We start from the raw sequence: 16,327 nt of genomic DNA, 5'->3' as shown, positions 1-16,327 counted from the left end.
CCTGCATGTTACCCAATAGTAGGCAAAACAGGTCCTTAGCTGACCGTGGGCGGGTTGCGGTTGACTACGGGCCCGGCGCCGGCCAGCTGGTTGACCATGTCATCGAGGATTTCTTTGCTGTAGCCGATGCGGTTGGCGTACTCCATGCACAAGCCGTACTCGCGGGGGTCAATCTGCCCGTCCTGGAGCATCATCTGCACCAGGGTCTGTAGCTCCAGGGTGCGCTGCAGGCCGTCGGCGGGCACGATAAAGCTGAGTACACCCAGATTGTCGGCAATGGGCTGCACCTGCTCGGAGGTAAGGCCCAGGCGTTGCCCAATTTGCAGCAGGAACGCGCTTTCATTCTGGTCCAGCTGCCCATCGGCGGCAGCCAGCAAAATCAGGTTCTGGTAGAAAGCCAGCTTCTTTTGTTCCGTGTTTAAAACGTCTTCGAGGTTGTGTTGCGCCTGCATGTTTGTAGGAAAGGGTGGTAGCCAGAAAAAGCCCGCTGGGGGCAGTAGCTCGTTTCAACGCGGCCACCTGCGGAAGGTTATTCTCTGGTTGACACGGTCGGGCTCCCAAAACAATACCAATAAGAAGCCGTTACTTGCGGCGTCCTTCACGGCAAAGGGACATTTACCCAGCCTTACTTCTTCTTACTTACTTGTTCATGATTACTTCGTTGCGTCGGGGAGATGACAGTACCTACCTGACGGTAGAGCGGAACGTACGCGAGAACTGGATTCATGCCCGCTGGTATGGCCGCCAGACCCTGGGCACCATTATGGACGGGGGCCTGACCTACCTGAACATGCTGCGCGAGGAGCCCTGCCCCAACCTGCTCAACGACCACAGCGAGCTGGTAGGCACTTTCACCGAGGCCAACGAGTGGATTCAGCAGGTTTGGACCCCGCTCATCATGGGTGCTGGTCTGCGCTACATTGCGCAGGTGGTGTCGCCGGATATTTTTGGGCAGCTTTCCGTCGAGAATATGCAGAGCCGCATTGCCGACCAGCTCGACATTCACTTGTTCGAGGACTTGGCCGCGGCCCAGCAGTGGCTACGCACCCGCAACGTGCCGGCCTAGGCCGCAGCTACCCCGCACCGCAGTTCCGTCAGCGTTCTAACGCCGCGATGGGCGCCAGGCCGGCGCCCCGGCGCCCCCCGCGAAGAGGTGCCGAAACGTGTAGCGCCGCGCCTCCCGCGCCGGCAGTTGCCGGGCCCACCCTACCCGCTGAGCTGGCGTAGCGCCCGGACCCGTGGAGCGGAACTCGGCGTAGCGGGCCGTTTTTTCGCTTTCGGGCTTTTTCCAGTTGTCCCAGCCGGTGGGCCGGATGTGGCGGTCCATGAACGTGCGCAGGTACGTAACCTGGGCGTGGGGCTGCCAGGGCCGCCCCAACGATACGTTGGTGGCCAGCGTGGTGTCGGCCGTGAGCCGGCAGCGCCGGAACACGAAGCCGTAGGCTTGGTCTGGTGGCGTAGCCGCGGCCGTGATGTGGGAGTTTTTCTTGCTGCGGATGGTGCAGTTATCGAATACGGCCGTGCTGCTACCGAAAATAAAGTCGGTAGTACCTTCAATGAAACAGCGCCGGAAATACTGGCGAGTGTGCGCCGTGGCCAGAAACAGGGTGTCCTGGTCGCCGAGGATGCGGCAATTGCGGAAGGTGCACCGGTCGGCGGCGACGTGCAGGGCCACGGCTTGGCCCGCGGTGCGGCCCGCCGTATTCTGGAACGTGAGGTTCTCAGCCGTGAAGTCAGCTCCTTCCACCAACACCGAGTAGGAGGTATAAGTGTTGATGGCCCCCTTGCCGCTGTGGTCATCAAAAGTCAGAATGGTATGGTCCCGGTCTTCGCCTAGCAAAGTAAGGTGGGGTTTAGTTACCGGCACTACCAGTTTTTCCCGGTAGGTACCCCGGCGGATGCGGATTACTACCTCCCGTCCTGACTGTGCAGGTGCTGCATCAATGGCCTGCTGTACCGTCCGGAACTGTCCGCTGCCGTCCTGAGCTACCACTAGCTCCGCCTCCGCCGCCCGGCCCACTGTCAGCCACAGAACGCCAATTAGGGTCAGGAGCAGACGCTTCATTGTCTTGCAAGTAAACATGCTGACAACTTACGCGGGCAGGCGGCAGCTACTACTGCCGTGCGCCGGGAATTTCTGCGCAAACGATGCCGGCAACGTTGCCAAGCAGAGTGGCTAAGTGAACGGTAAGAGGAAACCGTCGGGCCAAGCCAGCGGTGGAGCCTCTCGCTTGGCTACCTGATACTGGAAGTCATTTTTCGACATGGTCTGTCTTACCGCTTTAGGCTCTGCTCTTTCAGGCACTTCGGCTATTGATAACATTGCCGTAACACACTGGTCACATTGAAGTAATACGTAATGCCGCACTTTGCCTTAGCATTATCATTGTATGAAAAAATTGTTAACCAGCCTGTTGTTCCTGACAATGGGGTATGCCCAGGGTCAATCAACCGACTCCGTAGCCCAACCCAAAACAGGGGCAAAAAAATGGTTTGAAACGTTTGCCATCCGGGGCTACCTGCAGGCGCGCTACAACCGGCTGCTGGAAACCAACCCCAACTTGGCCTGTGAACAGTGCGACCGGTCCTGGGGCAACAATGGCGGGTTTTCGTTTCGACGTATTCGGGTAATTTTCTACGGGCAGCTCCACGAGCGGGTGTACTTTTACCTGCAGCCCGATTTTGCCAGCACCCCCAGTGGCAGCACTTCCCTGCACTTTGCCCAGCTCCGCGACGCCTACCTCGACTTAGGGCTTGATAAAGCCAGCCAGTTTCGGGTTCGGGTAGGACAGAGCAAGGTGCCCTTTGGCTTCGAGAATATGCAGTCGAGCCAGAACCGACTTGCCCTGGACCGGAACGATGCCCTGAACAGCGCCCTCTCGAACGAACGAGACTTGGGCGCTTTTTTGTACTGGGCCCCTAGCGCCGTGCGCCAGCGCTTCAGCCAGCTGGTAAAGGAGGGCCTGAAAGGGTCGGGCGACTACGGTGTTGTGGGCCTGGGCGTATTCAACGGGCAAACCGCCAACCGTCCCGAGCTAAACAACCAGCGCCACGTGGTAGCGCGCATCACGTATCCGCTGGCCATTGGCGGCCAACTGCTGGAGCCAGCCCTGCAAGCCTATACCGGCGAATACGTGGTGGCCAAAGACCAGCTTTCCAGCGGCGTGAAGCACCGCCCCGACCTGCGCTACCCCGACCAGCGCGCGGCGGCTACCTTGGTGCTGTACCCCCAGCCCTTCGGCATCCAAACGGAGTACAATGTGGGCCGCGGCCCCGAGTTCAACCCTCGCACGGACAGCATTGAAACCCAGCGCCTGCACGGGGGTTACGTGCAGCTGAACTACCGGCTACGCTACCAACAGCAGCAATTTTACCCCTTTCTGCGCCTGCAATACTACAACGGGGGCAAGAAGCACGAGCGGGACGCACGCAGCTACCACGTTCGGGAGGCCGAGCTGGGGGTTGAATGGCAACCCGTCCCCAGCTTCGAGCTGGTAACCATGTACACGCTTTCCTCGCGCCGTTTCGAAGATTTCCAGAAGCCCGATAACCGCCAGCGCGGCGGCCTGTTACGCCTGCAAGCGCAACTGAACTTTTAGGGCCCGCGGAGCTTAGTCGGTGGTGGGGTCCCAACCGCGTAGCACGGTTTGCAGGGTGTAGTGCTGGGCTTCGGCGTCGGAAAGCTGCCGGGCCCAGGCCACGCGCTGCCGGGGCGCGGCACCGGGGCCGCGGCTCTGGTACTCGGCGTAGCGGGCAGTTTGCTTGTTGCTTTCCTTGTCCCAAGGGTCCCAGCCTTCTGGTTTTATTTGCTTGCCCAGCTCGCAGCGCAGGAACACCGTTTTGGCGTAGGGCCGCCAGGGCCGGCCGAGGTAGAAGCTACCGGCGGGCGCGTTGCCGGTAATGCGGCACTGGTTGAACACGTAACCGTAACGGGTGCTATCGGGGGTAGAAGCGGCCGTAACGAAGCCGCCGGTTTTGCAGAAAATCGTGCAGCCCTCAAACCAGGCCGTGCTGCTGCCGAAGATAAAATCCACGGTGCCTTCGATGTAGCAGCCCTCGTAGTACTGGCGGCTGCCGTAGCCGTAGGTATAAAGCGTGTCTTGGAAGCCCAGGAAGCGGCAGTTTTTAAACCGGGCTTTGTCGCCGGCCACCCACACGGCCACGGCCTGTCCCACGGGGCCCGCAGAGTTTTGAAACGTCAGGTTTTCAGCCGTAAAGTCGGCGCCGTAGAGGTAGCAGCTGGAGGAGCCCGAGGTGCCTTTCTCTTCCCCGAAGATGTTTTTCTTCTGGTTGTAGTCGTCGTAAGTCAGGATGGTTTGCTCCCGTTCTTCCCCAATCAGGCGCACTAGGTTTTTGGAGCCCGCCAGAATGAGCTTTTCCTTATACACCCCTTTTTTAACGAAGATGGTAGTGACTTTTTTGCGGAAGTCGGGCACGGCGTTGAAGGCTTCCTGCACCGTCCGGAATTGCCCGCTGCCATCCTGCGCCACCACAAAATCATAGCCCAGGGCCCGGCCCAGCGTCAGCCAGACTAGCAGAAAGAAAAGCAGGACGGATTTCATAGCGCACAAGTGGGTAGAGCGGCAACTTATTGGAAATCCGCTGGATTCAGTTGCTTGCACCCCGCTATTTCCGCGCAAACGTTGTCGGGAACGTTGTCAGACCCTACCTAACACGTAAGCCGCCCCAGGTCCGCTACATGGCAGGATCTGGGACGGCTTTACTAACTACCTGAAGGCATTTGCTTACCCCTTGTGAAACGGGCAACCGGCCGCAACGGCTACGTTACTGCCGGCCGCGGGCGTGGGCAGCAGGTTCAAGGCACCTTTGCCGGTGGCGCGCACTTCCGTCATCACGAAGCCGCTGGCGGGTAGCGTGGGCATGCGCGTCAGGTCATAACTGAGGTCTTGGGCTGGCACGTCGTAGCGGATACCGTCGTTGAGAAACAGCACGGCTTGCTTCATGGCCTCGATGGTAATCCACTCGCCGGCGCAGCGGTGGCCCGTCAGATACTCGCCGCCTCCCTGCGGAATAAAGTCGTAGGGGCTTCCTTGCCACTGCCGGAACCGCTCGGGCCAGAACACCTCGGGGTCCTGCCACCACCGTTCGTCGCGGAGGGTGCCGTACACATCCAGCAGCACCATCGTGCCTTTCGGAAACTCGAAGCCGTGCCAGGTAAAATCCTCGCGCACCAGCGCGCCCACAAACGGCGTGAACGGAAAATAGCGCCGCACTTCCTGCACAAACAGCTCAGCGTAGTCCTCGGCGGGGTCGCGCAGCAGCTGCCGGTAAGGCGGGTACTCGTGCAGGGCCAGGGCGGCGAAGGTGATGTAGGTAGAAATGGCCACAATGGGCCGAATGGCATTCATCAGCTCAATGGCGGCCATTTGTACATCCAGTAACTCGCCTTCTGCATCCCGATACCAGGCTACGGTGTGGGCAGCCGTACCTTCCTGCACCGGCAGTGTCCCCTTCCGAATGGCGCGAATAATGCTGCGCATCCACTTTTCGCCGCGGCTGCGCGCCTGCTTGCCGTGCCAGTGTCGGGGCCCTACCCCGCCGAAGCCATCCACCATGTTGCCAAAGTCGCGGGCGCGCAGGCGCACTTCCTTTTCCTCTAGCGGCACCCCAGCCCAGGCACAAGCCGCTCGGCACAGGATTTCCTGGGCTTCGCGGAAGAGCACTACCCTGTCCATCTGCTCCCAGCGGTGAGCATAGCGCTGCCATTGCTCGGCCAGCAAACTCATCAGCCGCTGCCGGCTGGCGGGCTCCATCAAGGACATAAACATTTCCTTACGGCAGCGGTGCTCCCCGTTGTCGCGGGTCTGAATAGCGTCTATGCCCATGAGCGTTGTCTGTACCCGGCGCGGAATGGCTCCCTTCCGAATAAAAAGCTTAGGGTTGTAGAACAGCTCGGCGGCTTCGGCTCCGTGCAGACAAATGGCCTTCATGCCCATCAGCTGAATCTGAAAAATGTCGGAGTCGAAGCGCTGGCTGCGATTATACAAAAAGGGGTAGCCTTCGCGCAGTACATCCAGGGTGCTGTCGAGGCTTGGGTCGCGGATAAGTTCGGGCATGGCAGATAGGGTAGGAACAAGCGGCCACGTGGCGGCTACGGATGGTGCCTAGTCCTACGGCCTAGCGCGGCGGAGGATATGGAGGAGCTAGGGAAGAAGAGCTGTACTTCGTGAGCCTTCTTGCCTACTTATTTGTTTTATGGCCTCTGCACTTTCACATTTCTTGCAGCCATGTTACCCCGGCGTATCAGTAGCGAGTCCCTTAGTTGCTGATTGGCACATCTCCCTTCGCTTCAATTTACAGCATAAACTCCCTTTCCTACTGCTGATGCTGATTCCTTCTGCGCCACCTATATGAGCGTTTCCATGAGTTGATTCTGGATTACGACCAACTACAGATTGAAGCGCAATTCGCTGGATAAAACGAAAAAAGCCCGACCTGCAGGCCGGGCTTTTTATAAGCAATGGGGCATAAACACTTACGAGTTCTGCGACATGCTGGCGGTAATGGCCTCCACGATTTCCTCCGAAATACCGGTGGTGCTGAAGCCGCCGTCGTGCATGAGGTTCTGCATGGTCACGTAGCGGGTCAGGTCCGAAAACAGGCTGATGCAGTAGTCGGCGCAGGCCTCGGCGGGGGCGTTGCCCAGGGGCGACAGTTTGTTGGCGTACTCGTAGAAAGCGTCGAAGCCACTGATGCCGGTGCCGGCCGTGGTTTTGGTCGGCGACTGAGAAATCGTGTTTACGCGTACTTTCTTAAGCTTACCCAGGCGCTGCCCGTAGCTGCGGGCAATGCTTTCGAGCACGGCTTTGGCCTGCGACATATCCGTGTAGTCGAGGAAGGCGCGCTGGGCGGCAATGTAGCTCAGCGCTACTACCGAGCCCCACTCGTTCAAGGCGTCCTGCTTTTCCGCTACGGCCAGCATTTTGTGGAACGACAGGGCTGATACGTCCAGGGTCTTCTGAAACCACTCGTAGTTCAGCTCGCCGTAGTGCTTGCCCTTGCGGATGTTGGCGCTCATGCCAATGCTGTGCAACACGAAATCAAGCTTGCCACCCAGCTGCTCCTGGGCACCGCTGAACAGCTTTTCCAGGTCCTCCATAGAGGTAGCATCGGCCGGGATGATGGGCGCGTTGCACTGCTCCGAAAGCTTGTTGATTTCGCCCATGCGCATGGCCAGCGGGGCGTTGGTGAGCACAAAGCGGGCCCCTTCGGCGTGGGCCTTCAGGGCTACTTTCCAGGCAATGGAATCTTCGTTGAGCGCGCCTGAAATGATGCCGACTTTGCCAGCGAGTAAGTTGTTAGACATGTGGTGAGAGGGTGAGATAGTGAAAAGGTGCGTTGATGTATTGGACTCCACTGCACCGTTTGAAACTCCAGTTTAGCGGCTGCCAAGTTAGCCATTCACTAATTCACAATTTCACCATGTCACAATTTCGCCGCTACCCTACCAATTCCTCGCCGCGCATGGCCAGTAGCTCGCGGGCACTCTGGTAGGCGTGCTGGCTGGGGTTGGCGCCCGAAATCATCTGGGCAATTTCCTGAATCCGCTCCTCCAGGTTCAGCACCCGGATATTGCTCACGGTGCGGTCGGCGCGGTCTTCCTTGTACACGAAATAGTGAGCGTCGCCGGCGGCGGCCATCTGGGGCAGGTGACTGATGGTAATGAGCTGGTGCTTGCGGGCCATCTGTTGCATCATGCGGCCCACTTTCACGGCAATTTCCCCGCTGATGCCGGTATCAATTTCGTCGAATACAATGGTCGGCAGCGCTGTCTTATCGGCCAGCATGTACTTGATGCACAGCATCAACCGCGAGAATTCACCGCCCGAAGCGGCTTTGCTCAGGGTTTGGGGCTGAGCGCCTTTGTTGGCCGTGAACAGGATGCTGACGACGTCGATGCCGCTGGTAGCGGGCGGACCTTCCTGGTGCTGCACCACGATGCGCGAGTTGGGCATACCCAGGTCAGCCAGCAGGGCTACCAGCTCCTTTTCGAACTTCGGGAATACCTTGCGGCGCGCTTCCGATAGGCGGCCCGCTTGCTTTTTTACGGTGGCCAGGGCCCCTTCCGCGTCGCGGCGGAGGCGGTTGATTTGCTTGTCCAGGTTGAGCACGGAGCCTACCTTGTCGCGCAGGTCAGAGCGCACGGCCAGCAGAGCCACCACGTCGCGGACTTGGTGCTTGCGCTGCAGGTTGTAGAGCACATTCAGGCGGCTCTGCAGCTCGTCAATGCGGGCGGGGTCGCCTTCGGTGCGGCGCTCTACTACCTCAATTTCATCGGCAATATCATGCAGCTCAATCAGGCAGCTGTCAAGGCGGTTTTTCAACTCCCGGGCCTGCTCTGAGTAGGCAGTAATTTGGCCCAGCAGAGTAGCGGCTTCCTTCAAGCCGCTGGTGGCGCAGTACTCGCTTTCCGTCAGGCTTTGCAGGGCCGACGTAAGCTTAAACTTGATTTCCTCGGCGTGCTCCAGCTCCTTTACCTCTTGCTCCAGCTCGTCCTGCTGCTCATTGTCGAGGCGGGCATCCTCCAGCTCGCTAAGCAGAAAACTATGGTAGTCCAGCTCCTTGTTGGCTTGGGCTACCTGGTCTTCCAAGGCTTTCAGGTCGGCCTCCAGCTTGCGGTACTGGCGGTAGGCGTTGCTGTACTGAGCGCGGGTAGGCACCAGACCGGCGTATAAATCCAGTAGGTTTAGCTGAAACACAGCATCCCCGAGCAAGAGCGTGTCGTGCTGGGAGTGAATATCCATGAGGTTGGCCCCGATGTTACGCAGGGTTTCCAGCGTCACGGGCGTGTCGTTCACAAAGGCGCGCGACTTGCCGGCCGGACTAATCTCGCGGCGCAGAATGCACTGGGTGTCGTAGTCGAGGTCTTCGGCTTCGAAGATGTCCTGCAGCTGGTAGCTGCTGATGTCGAACTGGCCTTCAATCACGCACTTTTTCTCCGTGTCGAAGAGCATGCGCGAATCGGCCCGGTTGCCGAGCAAGAGACCAATGGCCCCGAGCATGATAGACTTGCCCGCGCCAGTTTCGCCGGTAATAATATTCAGAAGGGCCGAGGGTTGCAGCTGCAGCTGCTCAATCAGGGCGTAGTTTCGGATGCGCAGGTCAACGAGCATAGCAATCCACGTGAGGGCCGAACAGCCGGCCGTAGCAAACAAAAGGGAAAAGCTACGGGCCAGGCACAGCCTAGTCTAGTAGCTTTAGCAAAGCTACTAGCTCACTTAGTTAATTGCTAACTATTTTCGCTGAATCTTTTTTTGAGCCTGCTTACGGCTGCCGCAGGATAGCCTGGTACTTAGCCGAATTAGTCGGGTCCGTCTCCGACAGCAGGGTAACTACCTGCGTCTTCTGCTGCTGGTCGGGACTGGTGCGGAAGATATTGGCTATTTCGTCGGCCTTAGTAGTGAAGAAGGCACGGGCTAGCAGCGTACCCGGCCGGCGCTGCACGGCTTGTTGCACGCCCTGCAAGGCGGTAGTAATGGTGGTGCGGGCTTCCTCGGGCTTGGTGATGAACACGTCCATGCCCTGTCGGTAGTAGGCGTACATACCGCTGCGGAAGGCCTCCAACTGCGGGTCCTGCAAGTTATTGAGCAGCCAGTAGCGGTTGCCGTTGTTCCCGTCCTTCCAGCCCTCATCGGCCTCATTGGTCACGTTTTGGGAGGAAGCATTGGTCAGAATGTTGCGGGCCCGGTCGTAGTACGCCGAGCCGCTCAGGGGCGAAAAGCTGTCCTGGTCCATGCCAATGACGATATAGGCATAGAAAGCCAGCAACGACGACAGGTTACCGACGAAGGTATTCTCGGAGTAGTCAATCGGGTTCTGGGGCGAGTAATTGAAAATCCAGCCCCGGTCGGCAAAGCTAAGCACGTTGGTTTCGTAGCCGGTGCCGTACACCGGGCGGGTGCTCAGGATGCGCACTGTGGCCCGGTAAGTGCCGTTCTGCGGAATTTCCGTAATGCCCACGAAGAACTTACAGCGAATCCGCTCCTCCGGCCGGTACGTTTGGTTGGTAAAGGAGCGGGTGTTCAGAAAGGCCTGCATGTCGTTGCGCATCTGCTGCACCAGCTGCCGGTCGGCAATGGTCACGTTTTCCGTGGAAATGGCTACCTCCGCCTGCAGTTCTTGAGCGTGGGCAGAACGGGTCAGCAGTAAGGCCGGCAACAGCAGCAGACAGGACAGCAGGGCAAGGTTACGCATGGTGGGGCAAGCGGGCTAAAACGGTACGCACAATGTCGTGGGCTACTTCTGTTTTGGGCTTCAACTCAAAGGTAGTTACCGCTCCATCGGCCCCCAGCAAGGTTACCTTGTTGGTGTCATGACGGAAACCGGCCCCGGGGTCACGCAAGGAGTTGAGGACGACCAGGTCAAAGTTCTTGCGCTGAAGCTTTTCCAGCGCGTGCGCCCGCTCATTGTTTGTCTCCAACGCAAAACCTACCGAAAATTGTTCGGGCCGCTTGGTTTTGCCCAGGGTAGCGGCAATGTCCACGTTCTTGACCAGTTCCAGGGTAAGCGTGTCGCCAGCTTTCTTGATTTTGTTTTCCGCCACCTGCGCCGGCTTGTAATCTGCTACGGCCGCGGCAAAAACCCAGACGTCGGCCGCGGCGGCTACGGCGGCAGCGGCGGCGTACATTTCGTCGGCAGTTTGCACGCGCTGCACCCGGATGCTCGATGAGGCCGGATCGGGCAGACTGGTAGGGCCGCTGATCAGGTCCACTACCGCGCCGGCGGCGGCAAAGGTTTCGGCCAGCGCGTAGCCCATTTTGCCGGTGCTATGGTTCCCGATAAAGCGGACGGGGTCCAGAGGCTCATAAGTAGGACCGGCAGTAATCAGAACGCGCAAGGTTTCCATCAGAAATAAGTCAGCCAAGAGGGCCGATAAGATAGACTATTCGGCAAAGAATTGCTTTAGCTCGATTACAATCTGCTCCGGCTCCAGCATGCGGCCCGGGCCGCTCAGGCCACTGGCCAGCTCCCCCGCCGGCGACTCCCAGATGTGGTTGCCGTACTGGCGCAAGCGGCTTAGGTTAGCCTGGGTAGCCGGGTGCTGGTACATGTCCAGGTCCATGGCCGGGGCTACAAACACCGGGCAGCGGGCCGAGAGGTAAACGGCATCGAGCAGGGTATCGCAGAGGCCATTTGCCAAGTGTGCCAGCGTGTTAGCCGAGGCCGGAGCTATTACCAGCGCATCGGCCCACAAACCCAGGTGCACGTGATTGTGCCACTCTCCGCCCCGCTCATCCTTCACAAAGCCCTGTAGTACCGCATTCTTGGACAAGGTGGCCAGGGTGAGCGGGGTTACGAAGGCGGTGGCCGCAGGCGTCAGAATCACCTGCACTTCGGCGCCGGCTTTTACCAGCAGCCGCACTAACGTAGCCGATTTATACGCGGCAATGCTGCCGCTTACGCCCAGCAGAATCTTGCGCCCTTGCAGTTCAGCCATCAGAGGGTAAGGCTATATTCCATGAAAACGCCATGCTGAGTTCGGGAAACCCGGCGCGCAATCGTCGGAAAGGGTTTCCAACGAGGCGGGCACCGGGCTTCCCGAACTCAGCATGGCGCTACTTGTTGTGCGAGACAGGGCGCGAACTACTCAGCCTTGCGGGCCTCGGGCAGCTGCTCCTCTTCAGCGGGCGTGCGGAAGTGCACTTTGCCCTCCAGGAACTCCTCTACAGCCAGGTTGGTAGGCTTGGGCAGACGCTCGTAGTGCTTGGAAATTTCGATTTGCTCACGGTTTTCGAACACTTCTTCGAGGTTGTCGACGGTGGTAGCAAACTCGGCCAGCTTGCCGTTCAGCTCTTCTTTCAGCTTCACGGAAATCTGGTTGGCGCGCTTCGAGATGATGGCAATGCTCTCATACACGTTGCCAGTCTCGTGGGTGAAGTCCGACATGTTGCGGGTCACAATAGAAGCGGGTACGTTGTTCGGAGTCTTCATATGGAGTTGATGGGCTGATTTGTCGATGGGTCAATATGCTAATTTCTGATGTGCTGGTAGCCGCTCGTTATCACATCACAAATTAACCGCTTAGTTAGCGGCGGTTGATTCAGCCGGCTTGAGCTTGGCTACGGCGTCGCGGGCCGTGTCGTACATACGCTCGGCATCCTTTAGATTTTTGCTCTGCGGGAAAGCGTCAATAAAATTCTGGTAGAAGGCAATGGCTTCCAGGTACCGCTCCCGCTGCTTTTCTTCCACGCTTTCCGTGGCCAAATCAAACTGGGCGCTGAGCTTGAGGAAGGCCGCCTGCTCGCCAAAAGCCGAGGCCGGATACTGCTGCTGAAAACCCGTGAAGGCCGTTACCGCCGACTGGTAGTAACGCAGGTCATAGTAAAGGCGGGCGCCGCGGAAGGCTTTGTTTTCCAGCTTCTTCTGCAGCTCCTGCGACATGCCGTCGGTTTCGGCGCGGAAGCGGCTTTCGGGGAAGCGGTTCAGGAAATCCTGAATGACTTCCAGGGCCGAATAGGTGTTGGTTTGGTCCAGCTGAAAATCCGGGGAGTCGCGAAACAAAGACTTGGCTTGCATGAAAGCCGCTTCCTCCGCAAACGAGGAGTTCGGGTACGTCTCGTAAAAGGTCTTGAAATAGTAGGCGCTCAGCGTGTAGTTGCGCTGGCGGAAGTTGGTGTTGGCAAAATAAAACTGCGCCTTCTCCGCTTCCGGACGGCCTTTCAGCAGCGGAATCAGCTCTTCGAGCAGCGTGCCGGCCTTGAAAAAGTCGCCTTTCTCATAGTACTGAATAGCAGCTTCGTACTTCTTGTTCACGTCGGTGCTCTTGAGCAGCTTCTGGTAGCCGGTGCAAGAGCCGAGCAGCAACGTGCTTAGCAGCAGAACAAAGAAGGTAGGGCGGAAAGACAGCATAAGGGGCGCAAAGGTAAGGATAATCAGTGAGGCAATGAGTACCACAGCTTAGGGAAGTAAAACTACTACCCCTCAGGCCACTGGCGCTACTTTTTCACTACCGGCTTGGGGGCGGCAGGTGCCGTTTTCTTTTTGACCGGCGCTGCTTTTCGGGGAGTAGCGGCGGGCTTTTTCTTGGGGGCCGCTTTCTTTTTGGGCTTGACCGGTAGGGCGAAGTGCTTGCCTAACGTTTGGCGGCGGGTAGGGCGTTCCTTGGGCCGCCACCGGAAGTCTTTTAGCTGGGCATCTTCGGGCTTGAGTTCATTGGGCGGGATAAAGCTGGCCTCGGGGTTGGTCAGGAAGCTGATGGTTTGGAGCTTGCTGTCGGCAAAGCGCAGGGCCATGGTCGCCGAGACAGATTTGTTGACCCCGGACACGGCCGTGTCGCCCTCAAGAGCATAGTAGAGGCTCTCGGCGTTGCCAAGCACGTCAATTTTTTTTATCGACTTATCCCGGAAGTAGGCCACCATGTAGCGGCCCTTCACTTGGTTGAAGTTCAGCAGCGTGTCCTGCCCAATGCTGAAGGCGTGCCCGTAGAGGCGCATCTGGTCAATCTGGCCCTTGCGCTGCTGAATCTGCATGGAATCGGCGGTGAGCTGGTTTTTCTGGTTCCAGAGCACCGGGTCGTGGCTGAGGTAGATGACGGAGTCCTGCCGGTCGTAGGTCAGCGAGTCGCAGCGGCCCTGCAAATCGGCGCGGAAGATGCCCACCTTGCGGTAAGCGTAGATGACGCCGGCCTTGTTCTGGGGCGGGCGGCCCTCCAGGCTCACCAGCGTGTCGGCGGTCAGGTAAAGCGTATCCTTGTCGTTGATATTGCGCATTACCGGGCGGCTGCCGTACACCTTGGCCCGGCCCTGGGCCCGCCAGTAGCGGCCCACGTCGCCCCGGATTTCAATGTTGTCCTTCTTAGAGGTCATCGAGACGTGGCCGGTAGCCACGCCGTACTGCCGGGCTTCGTCGTAGAAAATCTTGTCGCCGCCGAGCAGGTAGTTGGGGGTTTCAATTTTGGCGTTGCGGGCAAAGTTGGAAACCTTGGTAATGGTGTTGTAGGTGCCGTTTTCGGCGTAGAGGTTGCCCTGCTTGCCCCGGATGCGCGTCGGCCCGAAGAAGTAGGCAATTTTGCTGACGGTGTTGTACTGGAGCGTATCGGTGTCGATAGTGTTTTCCTTGGTTATCAACTTCACGTTGCGCTTGAAACTGAATACCTTGCTTTGGGTATTATAGTAGCCAAACTGGCTGTCCAAGGTGTTTTCCGGGTCCTGGAGGTGGCCGCCGGTGCTGTAGTAGGCCAGGTTGCGGTTCAGGTCGTAGTCGAGCAGCTGGGTAGTCAGGGTCATGCGCGGGTCGCGCATGGTCACGTTGCCGGTCATGCGGGCCTTGCGGGTGTCGCCGTCGTACGTGCCCCGGTCGCCGGTAATCGTGATGGTGTCGTTCTGAATGATGCGCACGTTGCTGAACGCTTCCAGCGCATTTCGCTCAGTGTACTGGTAGGCCGAATCGCAGTACAGCAGTGTGGTGCCCTGCTTGAAGCTCACGTTGCCAATCAGCTTACGAATTTCTACGCCGTTAAACGTGCCGCCTTGCAGCCGCCCAGCGCCGAGTAGCTCGATGCGCTGACCTTGGGTAGGGGTAGGCGGCGCACCGGGGCGGTCGGCGGGGCGTTGCTGGGCCCAGGGGAGGAGGGGCAACAGCAGGAGCAGGAAGAGAAAAAGAGGCTTCGGAAACGACATTTAACTGCAAAGGTACAGAAGGGCCGTTGCTAACGGTTTTCTTTGTGGAATAGTACAGATAGTTGATCAAGACCAGACAGCTGTCGGCTGTGCTCATGCAACAACTTCTACCCTTTTTACCATCAGCCATCAGCCTTTTCTGTCATTCCGACGCAGGAGGAATCTGGGTTAGCCTTTGGTGAACAATCCAGATTCCTCCTGCGTCGGAATGACAGGAGAGATGCATTTGTCTGTTTCCGCTGCGTTAACCGCATTTCTCCCTACCCCCCATGCTCGACCGAATTCAAGCCTATATTCAGGAACACGCTCTCTTCTCCCCCACCGATAAGCTGCTGGTGGCCGTCAGCGGCGGCCTCGATTCGGTGGTCTTGGCTCACGTGCTGCACAAGCTGGGCATAGACTTTGCCATAGCGCACGGCCATTTCGGGCTACGGGCCGAGGAAGCCGACGCCGACGAGCAGTTCGTGCGCAAGCTGGCCAAACAGTACGAGGTGCCCTACTTCGTGGAGTTTTTCCAGACCAAGCAGTTTGCCGAGCAAGAAGGCATTTCAACCCAGATGGCGGCCCGCGCCCTGCGCTACGAGTGGTTTGAGCGCCTGCGCCAGACCCAGGGCCTCGACTACATTGCCACGGCCCACCACCAGCGCGACACGGCCGAAACCATGCTGCTCAACCTCACCCACGGCACCGGCCTAGCGGGCTTGCACGGCATCCGGCCCAAAGCCGGCTACCTCGTGCGCCCCCTGCTGGCCGTCAGCAAGCCCGACCTCTACGATTACGTCGTAGAAAACCGCCTGATCTGGCGCGAGGATGCCTCGAACGACTCGCCCGTATACCAGCGCAACCGCCTGCGCCTGGACGTACTACCCGTGCTGCGCGACATCAACCCCAACCTCGACCAGACCCTGAGCATTACCGCTGAGCGCGTGGGCGGGGCCGAGGAAATTGTGCGCCGCTACGTGGAAGAAACCGCCGCCCAGGCCCAGCGCACCGAGCCCGAGGCGACCTACCTCGATATCCGGATGCTGCAGCGCACGGCCGCTACTGCCGTAGTCTTGCACGAACTGCTCCGGCCGTTTGGCTTTTCCTACCTCATGGTAAAAGACATTGTGCAGAGCTTCGGGGCCGAGTCGGGCCGCCGGTTTGAGTCGCCGACGCACCGGCTGGTCAAGGACCGGGAGCAGCTGGTGATTACCCCACGCACGCTCACCAAGTTTGGCACCCACCAGCTGCAAGCCGGCCAGGAAGCCCTGAAAATTGACGGCCTGCACCTGCGCACCGAGCTGCGGGAAGTAACCGAAGGCTTCGATATTCCGAAGGGCAAAGCCGTGGCGGCGCTGGATGCGGACGCCCTGAAGTTTCCGCTCACGGTGCGCACTTGGCAGGAGGGCGACTGGTTTATGCCCATCGGCATGAAGGGCAAGAAGAAGCTCTCCGACTTCCTCATCGACCAGAAAGTACCGCTTAACCTCAAAGACAACGTGCAGGTGCTGGTTTCCGCCGACGGCAAAATTGCCTGGGTTATCGGCTTCCGCCCCGACGACCGGTTCAAGGTGACCGAAGAAACCGAGCGGGTGCTGGTGGTGAAGCGCATGTAAGGGGTGTAGCTGATGGGCAATAGCCCTACGGTTGAGCCGTGTGCACTCGCGCCCCTACCGTACAGTTTTGCGGTAATTGGGTTTGCCAGA

General features: G+C 58.8%; 15 protein-coding genes. 3 read left to right on the top strand and 12 right to left on the bottom strand.

Features of this window, described 5'->3' with window-relative positions; all coding sequences use genetic code 11:
* Window positions 1–35: 35 nt before the first annotated feature.
* Window positions 36–452: a TerB family tellurite resistance protein gene (locus IEW18_RS19340; protein ID WP_188559528.1), complete on the bottom strand. Its 417-nt coding sequence runs from the start codon at window positions 450–452 to the stop codon at window positions 36–38.
* A 197-nt stretch (window positions 453–649) separates the two neighbouring features.
* Here IEW18_RS19340 and IEW18_RS19335 point away from each other — a divergent pair, with 197 nt between their 5' ends.
* A complete protein-coding gene (locus IEW18_RS19335; protein ID WP_188559527.1) occupies window positions 650–1,066 on the top strand; it encodes a hypothetical protein in 417 nt (138 codons plus the stop codon).
* A gap of 36 nt (window positions 1,067–1,102) precedes the next feature.
* Here IEW18_RS19335 and IEW18_RS19330 read toward each other — a convergent pair whose 3' ends face one another.
* Window positions 1,103–2,065 carry a pectinesterase family protein gene (locus IEW18_RS19330; protein WP_188559526.1) on the bottom strand — a complete coding sequence of 321 codons (963 nt, stop codon included), beginning with the start codon at window positions 2,063–2,065 and terminating at the stop codon, window positions 1,103–1,105.
* A gap of 325 nt (window positions 2,066–2,390) precedes the next feature.
* On the opposite strand from IEW18_RS19330, the gene IEW18_RS19325 reads away from it, so the two are divergent.
* Window positions 2,391–3,599, top strand: a complete 1,209-nt coding sequence (locus IEW18_RS19325; protein ID WP_188559525.1) for a porin — start codon at window positions 2,391–2,393, stop codon at window positions 3,597–3,599.
* Window positions 3,600–3,611: 12 nt separating this feature from the next.
* On the opposite strand, the gene IEW18_RS19320 is transcribed toward IEW18_RS19325, so the two are convergent.
* The 10 genes from IEW18_RS19320 to IEW18_RS19270 all read right to left on the bottom strand — a co-directional run bounded on the left by IEW18_RS19320 (window position 3,612) and on the right by IEW18_RS19270 (window position 14,597).
* Entirely contained in the window at window positions 3,612–4,562 is a 951-nt protein-coding gene (locus tag IEW18_RS19320; protein ID WP_188559524.1) for a pectinesterase family protein, read from the bottom strand.
* A 183-nt stretch (window positions 4,563–4,745) separates the two neighbouring features.
* Window positions 4,746–6,077 (bottom strand): CYP152 family fatty-acid peroxygenase CypC, encoded by a 1,332-nt coding sequence (gene cypC / locus IEW18_RS19315; RefSeq protein WP_188559523.1) that lies wholly within the window; start codon window positions 6,075–6,077, stop codon window positions 4,746–4,748.
* A 419-nt stretch (window positions 6,078–6,496) separates the two neighbouring features.
* Window positions 6,497–7,327: an enoyl-ACP reductase FabI gene (locus tag IEW18_RS19305; RefSeq protein WP_188559522.1), complete on the bottom strand. Its 831-nt coding sequence runs from the start codon at window positions 7,325–7,327 to the stop codon at window positions 6,497–6,499.
* Window positions 7,328–7,460: 133 nt separating this feature from the next.
* Window positions 7,461–9,134 (bottom strand): DNA repair protein RecN, encoded by a 1,674-nt coding sequence (recN, locus tag IEW18_RS19300; RefSeq protein WP_188559521.1) that lies wholly within the window; start codon window positions 9,132–9,134, stop codon window positions 7,461–7,463.
* Window positions 9,135–9,285: 151 nt separating this feature from the next.
* Complete coding sequence (gene porD, locus IEW18_RS19295) at window positions 9,286–10,215, bottom strand: type IX secretion system protein PorD (protein ID WP_188559520.1); 930 nt, start codon at window positions 10,213–10,215, stop codon at window positions 9,286–9,288.
* Window positions 10,208–10,885, bottom strand: coding sequence for a phosphopantothenoylcysteine decarboxylase domain-containing protein (locus tag IEW18_RS21970; RefSeq protein WP_308428075.1), 678 nt, complete (start codon window positions 10,883–10,885; stop codon window positions 10,208–10,210). Before IEW18_RS21970 ends, porD begins: the two co-directional genes overlap by 8 nt.
* Before the next feature lie 18 nt (window positions 10,886–10,903).
* On the bottom strand, window positions 10,904–11,458 hold the full coding sequence (locus tag IEW18_RS21965; protein ID WP_188559519.1) for a flavoprotein: 555 nt from the start codon (window positions 11,456–11,458) through the stop codon (window positions 10,904–10,906).
* Between the two features lie 146 nt (window positions 11,459–11,604).
* A complete protein-coding gene (locus IEW18_RS19280; protein WP_188559518.1) occupies window positions 11,605–11,952 on the bottom strand; it encodes a DNA-directed RNA polymerase subunit omega in 348 nt (115 codons plus the stop codon).
* A gap of 90 nt (window positions 11,953–12,042) precedes the next feature.
* Entirely contained in the window at window positions 12,043–12,870 is an 828-nt protein-coding gene (locus IEW18_RS19275) for an outer membrane protein assembly factor BamD (protein WP_188559517.1), read from the bottom strand.
* Window positions 12,871–12,956: 86 nt separating this feature from the next.
* On the bottom strand, window positions 12,957–14,597 hold the full coding sequence (locus IEW18_RS19270) for an OstA-like protein (protein WP_188559516.1): 1,641 nt from the start codon (window positions 14,595–14,597) through the stop codon (window positions 12,957–12,959).
* A gap of 311 nt (window positions 14,598–14,908) precedes the next feature.
* Between IEW18_RS19270 and tilS the strand changes: the two genes are divergently transcribed.
* Entirely contained in the window at window positions 14,909–16,237 is a 1,329-nt protein-coding gene (gene tilS / locus IEW18_RS19265) for a tRNA lysidine(34) synthetase TilS (RefSeq protein ID WP_188559515.1), read from the top strand.
* The last annotated feature ends 90 nt before the right edge of the window (window positions 16,238–16,327 follow it).

Source organism: Hymenobacter glacieicola, assembly GCF_014640315.1.
Classification (GTDB): Bacteria; Bacteroidota; Bacteroidia; order Cytophagales; family Hymenobacteraceae; genus Hymenobacter; species Hymenobacter glacieicola.
This window is presented reverse-complemented; position numbering and strand designations above follow the sequence as displayed.

Bases quoted from the DNA above. Each gene is read 5' to 3' on its own strand.
- IEW18_RS19340 (WP_188559528.1), bottom strand. From the start codon at position 452: ATGCAGGCGCAACACAACCTCGAAGACGTTTTAAACACGGAACAAAAG.
- IEW18_RS19335 (WP_188559527.1), top strand. From the start codon at position 650: ATGATTACTTCGTTGCGTCGGGGAGATGACAGTACCTACCTGACGGTA.
- IEW18_RS19330 (WP_188559526.1), bottom strand. From the start codon at position 2,065: ATGAAGCGTCTGCTCCTGACCCTAATTGGCGTTCTGTGGCTGACAGTG.
- IEW18_RS19325 (WP_188559525.1), top strand. From the start codon at position 2,391: ATGAAAAAATTGTTAACCAGCCTGTTGTTCCTGACAATGGGGTATGCC.
- IEW18_RS19320 (WP_188559524.1), bottom strand. From the start codon at position 4,562: ATGAAATCCGTCCTGCTTTTCTTTCTGCTAGTCTGGCTGACGCTGGGC.
- cypC (WP_188559523.1), bottom strand. From the start codon at position 6,077: ATGCCCGAACTTATCCGCGACCCAAGCCTCGACAGCACCCTGGATGTA.
- IEW18_RS19305 (WP_188559522.1), bottom strand. From the start codon at position 7,327: ATGTCTAACAACTTACTCGCTGGCAAAGTCGGCATCATTTCAGGCGCG.
- recN (WP_188559521.1), bottom strand. From the start codon at position 9,134: ATGCTCGTTGACCTGCGCATCCGAAACTACGCCCTGATTGAGCAGCTG.
- porD (WP_188559520.1), bottom strand. From the start codon at position 10,215: ATGCGTAACCTTGCCCTGCTGTCCTGTCTGCTGCTGTTGCCGGCCTTA.
- IEW18_RS21965 (WP_188559519.1), bottom strand. From the start codon at position 11,458: ATGGCTGAACTGCAAGGGCGCAAGATTCTGCTGGGCGTAAGCGGCAGC.
- IEW18_RS19280 (WP_188559518.1), bottom strand. From the start codon at position 11,952: ATGAAGACTCCGAACAACGTACCCGCTTCTATTGTGACCCGCAACATG.
- IEW18_RS19275 (WP_188559517.1), bottom strand. From the start codon at position 12,870: ATGCTGTCTTTCCGCCCTACCTTCTTTGTTCTGCTGCTAAGCACGTTG.
- tilS (WP_188559515.1), top strand. From the start codon at position 14,909: ATGCTCGACCGAATTCAAGCCTATATTCAGGAACACGCTCTCTTCTCC.